Origin of the sequence: Paenibacillus roseus, from assembly GCF_016424485.1 — a bacterium.
In the GTDB taxonomy this organism is placed as follows: Bacteria; Bacillota; Bacilli; order Paenibacillales; family Paenibacillaceae; genus Paenibacillus_D; species Paenibacillus_D roseus.
In genome coordinates, this window is the sequence record NZ_JAELUP010000097.1 from 66,557 (window position 1) to 78,288 (window position 11,732).

14 protein-coding genes and 1 riboswitch are annotated in these 11,732 nt (G+C 45.9%); of the genes, 1 reads left to right on the forward strand and 13 read right to left on the reverse strand.

The window, feature by feature from the left end; genetic code table 11:
• Window positions 1-22 precede the first annotated feature (22 nt).
• From JFN88_RS16630 to coxB, 10 genes are all read right to left on the reverse strand, one after another.
• Window positions 23-925, reverse strand: a complete 903-nt coding sequence (locus tag JFN88_RS16630; RefSeq protein WP_199020487.1) for an ABC transporter ATP-binding protein — start codon at window positions 923-925, stop codon at window positions 23-25.
• Window positions 925-1,338, reverse strand: coding sequence for a GntR family transcriptional regulator (locus JFN88_RS16635; RefSeq protein ID WP_199020401.1), 414 nt, complete (start codon window positions 1,336-1,338; stop codon window positions 925-927). Before JFN88_RS16635 ends, JFN88_RS16630 begins: the two co-directional genes overlap by 1 nt.
• Before the next feature lie 22 nt (window positions 1,339-1,360).
• Window positions 1,361-2,074 carry a hypothetical protein gene (locus JFN88_RS16640; protein WP_199020403.1) on the reverse strand — a complete coding sequence of 238 codons (714 nt, stop codon included), beginning with the start codon at window positions 2,072-2,074 and terminating at the stop codon, window positions 1,361-1,363.
• Between the two features lie 157 nt (window positions 2,075-2,231).
• Window positions 2,232-2,591 carry a response regulator gene (locus JFN88_RS16645; RefSeq protein ID WP_199020405.1) on the reverse strand — a complete coding sequence of 120 codons (360 nt, stop codon included), beginning with the start codon at window positions 2,589-2,591 and terminating at the stop codon, window positions 2,232-2,234.
• A gap of 22 nt (window positions 2,592-2,613) precedes the next feature.
• Window positions 2,614-3,084 carry a chemotaxis protein CheX gene (locus JFN88_RS16650; protein WP_199020406.1) on the reverse strand — a complete coding sequence of 157 codons (471 nt, stop codon included), beginning with the start codon at window positions 3,082-3,084 and terminating at the stop codon, window positions 2,614-2,616.
• A gap of 140 nt (window positions 3,085-3,224) precedes the next feature.
• A riboswitch (cyclic di-GMP riboswitch) is annotated at window positions 3,225-3,309 on the reverse strand.
• Window positions 3,310-3,638: 329 nt separating this feature from the next.
• On the reverse strand, window positions 3,639-4,541 hold the full coding sequence (gene ctaG / locus JFN88_RS16655; protein ID WP_199020407.1) for a cytochrome c oxidase assembly factor CtaG: 903 nt from the start codon (window positions 4,539-4,541) through the stop codon (window positions 3,639-3,641).
• Between the two features lie 208 nt (window positions 4,542-4,749).
• Window positions 4,750-5,067, reverse strand: coding sequence for a cytochrome C oxidase subunit IV family protein (locus JFN88_RS16660; RefSeq protein WP_199020409.1), 318 nt, complete (start codon window positions 5,065-5,067; stop codon window positions 4,750-4,752).
• Window positions 5,068-5,070: 3 nt separating this feature from the next.
• Complete coding sequence (locus JFN88_RS16665) at window positions 5,071-5,691, reverse strand: cytochrome (ubi)quinol oxidase subunit III (protein ID WP_199020411.1); 621 nt, start codon at window positions 5,689-5,691, stop codon at window positions 5,071-5,073.
• A complete protein-coding gene (gene ctaD, locus JFN88_RS16670; RefSeq protein WP_199020412.1) occupies window positions 5,688-7,535 on the reverse strand; it encodes a cytochrome c oxidase subunit I in 1,848 nt (615 codons plus the stop codon). Before ctaD ends, JFN88_RS16665 begins: the two co-directional genes overlap by 4 nt.
• 29 nt (window positions 7,536-7,564) lie before the next feature.
• On the reverse strand, window positions 7,565-8,608 hold the full coding sequence (gene coxB, locus JFN88_RS16675; protein ID WP_199020414.1) for a cytochrome c oxidase subunit II: 1,044 nt from the start codon (window positions 8,606-8,608) through the stop codon (window positions 7,565-7,567).
• 556 nt (window positions 8,609-9,164) lie between these two features.
• On the opposite strand from coxB, the gene JFN88_RS16680 reads away from it, so the two are divergent.
• Complete coding sequence (locus JFN88_RS16680; RefSeq protein WP_199020415.1) at window positions 9,165-9,923, forward strand: YhcN/YlaJ family sporulation lipoprotein; 759 nt, start codon at window positions 9,165-9,167, stop codon at window positions 9,921-9,923.
• 71 nt (window positions 9,924-9,994) lie between these two features.
• On the opposite strand, the gene map is transcribed toward JFN88_RS16680, so the two are convergent.
• The 3 genes from map to JFN88_RS16695 all read right to left on the reverse strand — a co-directional run bounded on the left by map (window position 9,995) and on the right by JFN88_RS16695 (window position 11,485).
• Window positions 9,995-10,744: a type I methionyl aminopeptidase gene (map, locus tag JFN88_RS16685; RefSeq protein ID WP_199020417.1), complete on the reverse strand. Its 750-nt coding sequence runs from the start codon at window positions 10,742-10,744 to the stop codon at window positions 9,995-9,997.
• 221 nt (window positions 10,745-10,965) lie between these two features.
• Entirely contained in the window at window positions 10,966-11,151 is a 186-nt protein-coding gene (locus JFN88_RS16690; RefSeq protein WP_028563775.1) for a hypothetical protein, read from the reverse strand.
• Window positions 11,152-11,338: 187 nt separating this feature from the next.
• On the reverse strand, window positions 11,339-11,485 hold the full coding sequence (locus JFN88_RS16695) for a hypothetical protein (RefSeq protein ID WP_199020419.1): 147 nt from the start codon (window positions 11,483-11,485) through the stop codon (window positions 11,339-11,341).
• Window positions 11,486-11,732: the final 247 nt, after the last annotated feature.

Here is an 11,732-nt window from a genome sequence, read left to right on the forward strand (position 1 = left end):
GCAACTCCCCTTTATATTGTGATTAAAAGCTTGCTTTTGTTTCGATCAAAACTTCCAAAATATCATCCAGTTCCAGCGAATTTTGCCCGCTCACTGAAATCCCCTCTTCCTGGAACCATTTCTCAGCAAGGCCTGCATTGCTCGATATAATTCTGATAAAGCCGCCGCCCATATCCTCCAACCTCTCAAAGCCCGGAACCTCCCGCAGACGGTGCTTGCCGACATCCCCCTGCTCTCTTACGAAAAAAGCATGCCAGTTCCCCATCAGTTCATCTTTTTCATAGAATCCCAGGATACGGCCGCCAGCCATAAAGATGATATAGTCAGCAAGCCTCTTCACCTCATCAATAATATGGGTTGCCATTAGAATCGTCCGGTTTTCTTCCTCCATATACTTTTGGAGAATTTCAATCATTCTCTTCCAGGATATCGGGTCTAGCCCTGACGAAGGCTCATCGAGCAGCAGCAGTTCCGGGTTGTGGGCGAGTACAACCGCGAGATCGAACTTTCGGCGCATCCCTTTGGACATCTTGCCCAGTTTCAGCTTCGGGTCCACCTCAAATATTCGGATCAAGTCGCTATAGCGGTTCACATTCCATGTAGGATACCAAAACTTTATGAAGTCCGCCTTTTCCGAGCCGGTCATCCAGCTCTCCATATCGTTTGCTTCCTCAGGAAGATAACCAATCCGCTGCTTTAACGCAACTTCTATCTCCTCATTTGTCAATTGTTCACCGAACAGTTCAATTTGTCCGCTATCCGGATTGTAAATTCGCAGCATTAATTGAAAGGTCGAGCTTTTGCCTGATCCGTTCGGACCGACAATGGCGGAGATATAGCCTCTCGGAATCTCTAATTGCAAGGGTCCAAGTAAAAAATGCTCTCGTTCCATCTTTACCCTATTCAAGTAAACTGCTGTATCCATCACTTTTCTCCGCCCCCTTCTGATTGCATCTCAATCCGCTTAGCAATGGCCTGCCGCAAAATGCTTTCCATCTCAGCAGTTGTACACTGGACTCGAAGCGCCGCATCAACCGCAGCTTCAAATGCTGGAATCACGGATGCAAGCCGGTATTTGTCACGGTCACTCTCCTCCACCTCGGCAACATAGGTACCCATCCCCTGACGTGTGCGAAGCAAACCTTCAGCCTCCAAATCCTGATATACCCGCCGAATCGTAATAATGCTGCATTTCAGTTGCTGCGCCAATTCGCGAATTGAAGGCAGCAGTGTTCCCTCAACAAGCTGTCCGCTCACGATCAGCGCACGGAGCTGAACTGTAATTTGATGGTACAATGGCTCCGCGCTCGTCTCGTTCAATTGTATTGGAATCCACATACCATCATCACCTCACCCTCGTTCAATTCAATACACGGGCCTTGACTTTTATGGTAATGACCTTCCAACCTGTCCATATCACCGCGGCTGCTGCCAGTAATGCTGTTATTGGAATCCACCAGCTTCCCTGAACTATCTGATCGTTAATGAGGAGGATAAACGAAAATCCCGAAGCATAGCACAGATAAACGAACAGACCAAAAGCAAGGAAGTAAGGCAGCATTATGATGGCGAACACTTTGCCAGAGTAGCACAGTTCCCAATAAACATAGGTTACGCTGACGATAATAGCATAACCGAGCCAGAATAAGGCCTTCCCTATATAAACCGCTAAATTAGGCGTTTCGTAGAAAATCGATGTCAGAACATACTGCAAGGCAAAAAAGTAGAACCAGCACAGCAGCATTGTTACCAGCAGATGCATAAGTCTCGCCGCTACAATTTGACCTGGCAAAATGGGAAGTGTCCGATAAAAGAATAACTTACGGCCAAATATATCTTTAAACCAATATCGAAACAAGTCATGGGTCATGACGTATCCCATATTAGGCAGAAGTACGATATAGACAATGTCCATATACAGGTAAATCTTGTCTGTTCCCTCCCCTGTAACATCGATAAGCGGAGTCAGAGCAGCGGCAATATAAGTGTAAAACAGGAAGTTAAAGATGAAGCCGTAACGATCCTTCCTCATATCGTTCTTGAAAATATGCAGGGCGCCTCGCCAAGTGTTCATGTACTCCTCCTCAGCAGTCATTATACTGTGTATATCCTTATATACAGTATAATGACCTAGTACTGTTTTTGTCAAGCTTATTACTCTAAACTCTCATCAAAAACAAAAAATCTCCCTGTCGAGGGAGATTCAATCGCTTGTCTCATTCTGTTCACAACTACCCTAATGCCTTCTCCACAGCTTCAATTACCCGATCTCTCTGGAAAGGCTTCACGATAAAATCGGATGCGCCAGCCTGGATCGCACTGACGACCATCTGCTGCTGCCCCATGGCGGAGCACATAATAATTTTCGCCTTGGAATTAAATTGACGGATCGCTTTAACCGCCTCTACCCCATCCAGTTCAGGCATTGTAATATCCATTGTAACGATATCTGGCATGTTCTCTTTATACTTCTGAATCGCTTCCAGTCCGTTCACGGCCTCGGCAACAACCTCATGGCCAGACTCCGTCAAAATTTGCTTCACCATCATTCTCATAAAAGCAGCGTCATCTACTATCATTACTTTAGCCATCCTGAACTGACCTCTCTTTACTCTATGCTGATTTTATGACAAGTTTAGAATAAATATCGATTATACCGTATTCACTCTCAAGAGGCGTGACGACAAAATGATCCGAATACTCTCCAGCAATATCATTTTGCTCAATGCTAGGGTGAGAAATATTTACCTCAATCCCTTGATTGGAGAATTCAGTTGCGATCCCGCTGACAAACCAGTTGCCAAACTCTTTAATCGCACTCCATCCCATTTCATCGAGATGCTGAATTTCCATCCCTCCGAACATCCGACCAACGATCTGCTTGGCTGTCTCTTCATTCATGGTGCAAATAATCCGTCCATCCAGTTGACCCAGCATTTCAATCTTGACGGCGATGTCCTGTTCCGCTTCAAGCTTGACCTGCTCCCGCAATTCCATTGTGGAAACAGTCATTCCGAGATAACCGGACAGAACATTGGAACCTACTCTTGATACAGCTTTATAGTACTCCAAGCTCAAAGCCATTCGATCTACACATCCTCTAAATAAGACTCAAAACCGTATAACCTCATCCTCTAAACCTTAGAATTAGGAATACGAACATAAAAAATAACCCTATACAAAAGTAAGGGCAATAATTACGCACGCAAAGAAACATGCATAGCTCTTGCAACCCGGCTGCCATAGCTTCCCTGCTTTAGGCCCGTGGCTTTGCGCCCTTAGCTTTCACTAAGTTTGCCCCTATTAGTTCTTATTTACTATTTATTTATACTATAATTTGGTGCAATATGTCAACATATTTAGTTTAAATGTCGCATAATGTCTCTTTGTGTCTATTTCGACCTAAACCTTTACTCCTATATAAAACCAAAAATAGCGCTGTACCTTTAGAGAGGGGAAATGTGCGGGGCAGAGGACCCTTCCGATCGCTGTTAAAGTCCGATTCCTTGGTCAAAAATGTCTTCAAAAAAAATCAGCCAGAAATATTCTGGCTGATTTTCTTATAAACTGCCAATATCGGCATGAGCGCTTCCGTTCGGACTATAGGAGCATTGAATGCCATTAATTTCGTTGGCTCTTTAATTGCCCGCAGGCTCCGGATTCGGCAAGCTGTCATTGGAGTCCGAATGTTCTCTTTTATACCAGTGGAAAAATACATAAGCTAATATTGTACCGTACATAAACTCCTGGACCAGCTTCATGACAATGCCGCCTAGCTGCTGATCTTCGAGTGGAGACATGAAGTTAAAAAACATTGGCCCTTCAAATTTGGATAGCAGCACACTAGGATCGCCTGAGACACAGTAACCCATCGCATTCGCCCAAACTTGGGGGTCATTGTACATTGCATACATCGGCGATTCCGCAAAAATAATAAGCGCACAGGCTGGCGTCAGGAGTACTCCATTAGCAAAAATATACCCCATCTTCTTTACATCGGTCAGCCTCGTCCATTCTTCCACCGGACAAATAATCTGCCACCACATCATGAAAGACGTGATCAGCATAGCAAAGTAATATAGACGGTGTATCGTAAAGTTGACCATCACATAGTCATGAACATCTGGAATATGGTAAATCGAGAACAGAATGTTGAACATCAGTAAAGTAAGCAGTGGGTGCATCATCCATCTGAAAGGCTTCCATACAGATGCCGAAAAGATATGCCTCCATACAAATGCCGGAATCCCTAGCAGCAATAGCGGCGGGACAATCAGATACGTAATTGACATATTCGCCATGTGGAAGGTGAACGTCAAATGTCCAAGCAGTTCAAGCGGACCGCCCTGGCACAAATAGTACAGCGTAATCCCCAGGACAAACCAGAACTTGCTCCTGGCGCTAACTTTAGGTTCCAGCGGATAACGCTTCTCACGCCACGGGCCAACTACATAAAAATAAAGTATTGTCAGTGCCGCACATATAAAAAATACAATGGGACTCCACAAATCCGCGAAGGTGAAATACTCCAGACCGAGCATGATGGATTTCCCTCCTTATCTATCGTAAACGGCGCCGCGGCAGGGTGACACAGGCTCCGTTTCGTGGTCCAAGCTCAATGAATCTTTGCAAACGACTACGTTTTCCAATTTGCTCAGGCGTAAACAGCTTGCGGTAGATTCTATATTTTAACAAAGAGAGGACGGCCACAAACAGCGACCGTCCTCGGGGAATCTGGTTCGGCTTAAGTTACCACCAAACCCAGTATTCTGCCATTACAACCATGGTAAAGACAACGAAAACGCCTGTCAAAATCCCAACGATTGCATACATATGTCCGCGATCCTTCATATGCATCCAGAACGCCATTTGAATATATACCTGAATTCCTGCCATGACAATCAATAAAATGTACGTGAACATCGTGTTGACTTCACCGGCAATAACGGTTGCAAAAGCCAACAAGGTCAAAACAAGCGAGAATACATAAGCGATAATATGCTTTTGCGGGCCTTCGACCTTATGACGACGACCTTGCTGTTCTGAAGAGGAATGGTTGCTTGACATCGTTTAGCCCACCTTTCCCATCAGGTATACGACTGTGAAGATGAATACCCAAACGACATCAATAAAGTGCCAATACATACCGGCAACATAAATCTTTGGAGCCGTTACAACATTGAGTCCCTTCTTCAGTACCTGGAAGATAAGAATGGTAATCCAGATCACACCGAATGCTACGTGCCCTCCATGGAAGCCGACAAGCGTATAGAATGATGAACTGAAAGCACTCGTCGTAAAGCCATGGCCTTCATGAACATAGTGTACAAACTCGTAAATCTCCAAGCCAAGAAATCCGAGTCCGAGCAATACGGTAACGGCCAGCCAAATCAACATCGATTTGACCTGGTTTTTATGCATCGCCTGAATAGCGAATACACTGGTCAAGCTTGAAGTAAGGAGGATAAAGGTAGCTACACCGACAAGGACAAGATCAAACAGCTCTTGTGAAGTAGGATTACCGTCTCCGACCTGATTGCGAAGTGCAAGGTATGCTGCAAACAACGTACCGAACAATACGGTTTCTCCGCCAAGGAAAAGCCAGAAGCCAAGTACTTTATTGCGGCCTTCAAGGGTGGCTTTTTCCGGCTCATGCGGAAGCTGACCATCTACATGCGAATGTGCGCTCATGCTTTTACCCCCTTGTCCTTCAGTTCTTCCGGTTCAATATGGAACCCGTGGTCATCGAATATCGATCTCAGGAACATACAGGCAAATGTGATCAGCAAGCCTGCGCCTGCGATAATGTACTTGCTGTACATCAGACCGAAACCAGTAATGAATAACCCAACAGACATTACGAACGGCAGTATTGATGGCGATGGCATATGGATTGGACCAATCGGTTCAGCCGGTGTCATGCCTTTATTACCGTCCATTTTTTCTTTCCATAGTGCATCATATCCGCGAACAAGCGGAGTTTGCAGGAAGTTGTATTCCGGAGCCGGGGACGGAATTGCCCATTCCAGCGTACGACCGTCTTCCCACGGATCTGCAGGAGCATTCTTAGGCTTCACAGATGTAACTACAATGTTAATCAGGAAGAAGATTGTACCAATGCCCATCAGTATCGCGCCAATCGTACTAATCAAGTTCATCAGATTAAAATCCAATCCGTCCTGGTACGTGTAAACACGGCGCGGCATACCGAGCAAGCCGAGGAAGTGCTGTAAAAAGAATGTCATATGGAATCCGATATAGAATGTCCAGAACGTCAGCTTGCCGAGGCCTTCGCTGAGCATACGTCCGAACATTTTCGGCCACCAGTAATGCAAGCCTGAAAAAATACCAAGTACCAGACCGCCAACAATGACGTAGTGGAAGTGTGCAACAACAAAGTAGGAATCGTGATACTGGAAGTCAGCCGGAGCTGCCGCTAGCATAACCCCGGTTACTCCCCCCATTACGAACGTAGGAACGAACCCTATTGCGAACAGGTTGGCCGTTGTGAACCGGATGGAACCGCCCCACATCGTGAACAGCCAGTTAAAAATCTTAATTCCTGTAGGAACGGCAATCAGCATGGTAGCAATCGAGAACAACGCATTGGCGATAGGTCCCAAACCAGCTGTAAACATGTGGTGAGCCCATACCATGAAACCAAGGAAACCGATCAGCACAGTTGCAAACACCATCGAGCTGTAACCAAATAGGCGTTTGCGGGAGAACGTACTGATAACCTCGGAAATGATACCGAAAGCCGGAAGAATCAGTATGTACACCTCAGGGTGTCCGAAAATCCAGAAGATATGTTCCCAAAGCACTGCGTTACCGCCGTTTGAAACTTCAAAGAAATTCGCGCTGAACAGACGGTCGAACATTAAAGCGACCAGACCGACGGTCAGGGCCGGGAAAGCGAACAGAATCAGAGCGGATGTAATAAACGCTGTCCATGTAAACATTGGCATACGCATGAAGCTCATGCCAGGCGCGCGCATGTTAATAATCGTGACTAGGAAGTTAATACCTCCCACGAGCGTACCGATACCGGCAATCTGCAAGCCCAGTACATAGAAATCTACTCCGTGGTTCTGACTGTAGGTATTGGTTGCAAGCGGAACATAAGATGTCCAGCCTGCATCCGGAGCTCCTCCGGCAAACCAGCTGACGTTCAGCAAAACGCCGCCGAAGAAGAATGTCCAAAAGCCAAGCGCATTAACAAAAGGGAAAGCAACGTCGCGAGCTCCGATCTGAAGCGGAACAATCGCATTCATAAGAGCAAACAACAGCGGCATTGCAGCCAGGAAGATCATTGTCGTACCATGCATTGTCAACAATTCATTATAGGTATCCGGGCTTACAAAGTCATTGAGCGGCTTCCATAACTGAAGCCGAATCAATATGGCCTCGAGACCACCGACCAGGAAGAAAAATCCCCCTGCAATCAGATATAGAATCCCGATTTTTTTGTGGTCAACCGTTGTCAGCCAATCCATAAGACCGCTGTAACGTTTAACGGTATGTCCGTGAGCCAAGGTTGGTCCCCCCTTATCGTACTGTCATATTAATAGTCCAGCTTTTGCTCGGACAGATATTTGGAAATTGCATCAATTTCTTGCTCTGTCAATTTAACCTTAGGCATATGGTTGCCTGGTTTAACCTCTTGAGGATCTGTAATCCAGCGCTTGAGGTTATCATAGACGGAGCCTTCGTTCTTATACAGCGGATCATCCGTATTCATCAGGAAACCCGCTACCGATACACGGTCACCCATACCTGTCAGATTCGGGTACAGCGTGCCGCCTTTGTCGCCAATTGCATGACAAGTCAAACATTCGTTGACAAATTTCTCTGCAATTGCCGGATCGGCAGGCAGTTGAGCCGGCGCTTTCATTGCCGTTACCCAGCGTTTAAAGGAAGCCTCGTCCACTGCTTTTACTTTAAAATCCATGTAAGCATGCGAAGGGCCGCATAACTCGGCACATTTGCCGTAATAAACGCCCGGCTTGTTCGCTTCAAAGAACATGCGGTTTACATTCCCGCCAGGATTCGTATCGATTTTGCCAGCCAATGCCGGAATCCAGAACGAGTGGATAACGTCTGCTGACTTGGCCTCAATCGAGATCGTAGTATTAGCAGGGATAATCATTTCTTGAGCGGTTTTCACTCCAAAATCAGGGTACTCAAATTCCCACCAGTATTGGTGCGCTGTAACCTTGATCTGGATAGCGTTCTCATCATTGCTGTAATCCTTGGCCAGTCCAAATACCGTTTGGATAGTTGGTACCCCCAGAATAACAAGCAGGACCAACGGAATAACCGTCCAGATAATTTCAAGCTTGTGGTTTCCTTCTACCTGTTCTGGAATCTTGTTATCGCCCGGACGTCTGCGGAAACGAATCAGAACATAAATGGCGATGGCAAACACGATAACGACCACCAACACCATGATCGAGATCGACAATTTCATAAGTCCGAATTGCTGTTCTGCTACGGGTCCTTGCGGATTCAGCGTGGACAAGTCCTCCCGCCCGCATGCTGACAATAGCAGCGACATCATGGCAAGGAGCGGCAACAGCCGTTTCACTACATGCCATCGATTCATCATTGATCTACCCCACTTTTGACTTTTTCTACAGTTGCAATAGCATAATCACCAGCTTATGTACTTGCCGTTACTCAAGCAGAAATATAAGCGCTCTCCATCAGCAGCGCACAAGTGCCCATATTTCTTTTGAGTGTGCGGTCTGAAGACGATAGATACCGCTTGCAACGATGTTTTCGTACAAATCGGTACCTCCATTTAGAATGGCGACCTGCGGTTTTCTGCATTTCCTGCTGCCTGATTCCATGCCGGCTTTCATGCTGCAACTGTGCGGTTTTACTTCATTTTTTACAGACTTCTGCAAACTAAATCACTTATTAAATATAAAGTTGTAGCAACTGTTTGTCAATGTTCCACAAAGAATTCACAAATTGTTCTTAAAGCTGCGTAGACAAGCATTTTTTTGATGTTTTATCTTGACCCGGAAAGGGGTTGAATTAAACTTCATTCTACAATTTTCTCCAATTGCATGGTCATTTATGTATAGCTTGTCTGTGTATATTTCATCGCGCTCCGCAAAAGCTAATACTAACCGAATAATCATAAGGGGGTTCGCTGCATGTTCTTTTTACGCCAAGCGGGCAGCTTGTCATCACGCCGCTCTCTTTTATTGCTTCTGTCTCTGGTGATTGGCGCATCCGCTCTAACTGGCTGCAATTATACGCGGAGAGTTCAAGATAGTGATTACGACTACGGCTCCAGACAAAAGGGAGACCCAAAAATGCTGCAGCCCAGGCTTTACGGTTCTTTGACCGGCAGGAAGGATCAGCATGACAATAAATTTTTCGAATACAGTTCCATGCTCTCTCGTGAAGTCAGTGGTATCAATGGCGTCGCCACCGGCATCGTAATGCTGACAGACAAAAATGCCTATGTCGGCATTGCGCTCGACTGGACTGCTGTTGGAACCAAGAAAACAGGCGGCCGCGACGCCAGAGAGCAAAACAATACCGGAACCAATGAAGGAACCTATAACTATGACAATGGTTCTCCCTACTACAATAACCAAAAGCTGATTACGCCCTATAACTCCTATTTCTCGGTTAACGACAATAATCAGCTGTCCGGGAAATTGAAGCAAACCATTGCTGCCAAAATCCGCAACTTTGTTCCCAAAGTACAGGAAGTCCATATTTCCGCCAATAAGGAATTTGTCAACGAAATGGTGGACTACGCGAAGGAAGCATGGGCGGGCCGTTCGTTAACCCCATTGACCAGTGAATTTAATACCTTTGTAAAATATCAGTTCGCCGATGGAGTCATTATGCCAAGGTCTGTACATGAGTTGAAGACGATTGGACCCAAGGATCAGCGTTAACTCCACTTGGCTTTGAATGACCTGCCAAAACCCGCTTTCAATAGCGGGTTTTTCGCATATGCATGGGCGCCTCAGATTTGCTGTGTCAAGAGCAGCGGGTCGCCGTCGGTAATTGCTATCGTGTGCTCGTACTGCGCCGTTCGGCTGCTATCCCAGGTACGGACAGTCCAGCCGTCCGAATCGGTCCATACGTCGTCGCCGCCAGCGCCTATAATCGGTTCTACAGTAATGACCATTCCTGCTTCCAATAAAACGCCCGTGCCTGCTTTGCCCGTGTGGTACACATCAGGCTTTTCATGAATTTTTGTACCAATGCCATGCCCGATAAAATCAGGAATTACTTTAAAGCCTTTTCGTTGGACAAAGCTTTCAATTTCATGGCCAATGTCACCAATTCGGTATCCTGCTCTGGCCTTCGCAATCCCCCTGTACAGTGCAAGCTGCGCAGTCTGCATTAAAGCTTGTGTGGACGCATCGATACGCCCAATGCCGTATGTCCAGGCCGAGTCCGCCAGCCACCCATTTACATTAGCCACCATATCTATAGTTACAACATCACCGTCTTGAAGCGGCTGTGTGCTTGGGAATCCGTGACAAGCAACATCATTGACCGATGCGCAAGTGGCAAAAGGAAAGCCCTTATATCCTTTTTGCGCGGGTACCGCTCCATGACGTCTCATAAACTCTTCAACAAAGGCATCAATGTGTAGTGTCGTTACACCCGGCCTGATTCGTTTTCCGATTTCCTGATGACAGGCCGCTACAATTTTTCCTGCTCTGTGCATGTGTGAAATTTCTTCTTGCGTCTTGAGCTTTGCCATTGCCAGGGCCACCTTTCGAGATGCAGATTATCATCACAGTATTCTGATCCCGTTAAAAAGATTACATCTCCCTGCCAAACAGGCTTCTGCCTTGAAGCATGTAATTTCCTCTAACGCTAGGGCCGCTGCGGGGCTGAGTATTCTTCCGCTAGGCACACAAAAAAACCCTGCTCATCAGGAGCAAGGCTTGTCATATACAATTTGTTTGACGAAAGTGACCGTTAGCTGACTGAATTGATTTTCCCGAGTTCATTCTCCACAACGGAAGTCAGTTCATCCTCATATCCACCCGTAATCCGGTACTTGCGGATATATTCACGAACAAATTTTCTCGGATCTTTGGGTTGAAAAATTCTCGTGAGTTCCTTCAGACTGTCCTTGACTTCATTATGGCTTCTCTTCGCCATGAAATCCCCTCCCATATATTGGTTGGTCGTCCTAAATCCATTACGAGAATGCAGCGTATAAGCGCTGTCGTAATCTTCCTTTAGCTCAAGCAATCCACCCGGTCAGGCTACTCATGGTTCAGCCAGATATTCGGTTCACATACATTATACCATTATGATACGCAAGAGGAAAGATGGCGTTACTCCGTTACTCACCCTTTTCCTTTGATTGCGGTTTCGATATTGGACGGTCGGAAGACGATGTAGACACCATGCGCATATAAGCAATTACTCCGACAACAGCCACTATAATTCCGAATAATATCAGCAGCCATGTTACCCATCCCCCTACCATTGTTCAGCCTTCCCCTCCTTTGCTTCCGTTCCGTTATATAGGGCTAATTATATCCAAAAGACACCTCCGTTTCAAACTCGCTGCTCATCCACATGTAATTGCCCGTTGAGTGGGCAGCTTCATTTATAAATCTGCTTTCTATTGAATCGAACATACACCCATAAAATATAGATGAATATCCAATTTTTATATTATAACATTATCAATTTTCTTTTTTAAATGACATTAATCACAGCCCGAATAGTCG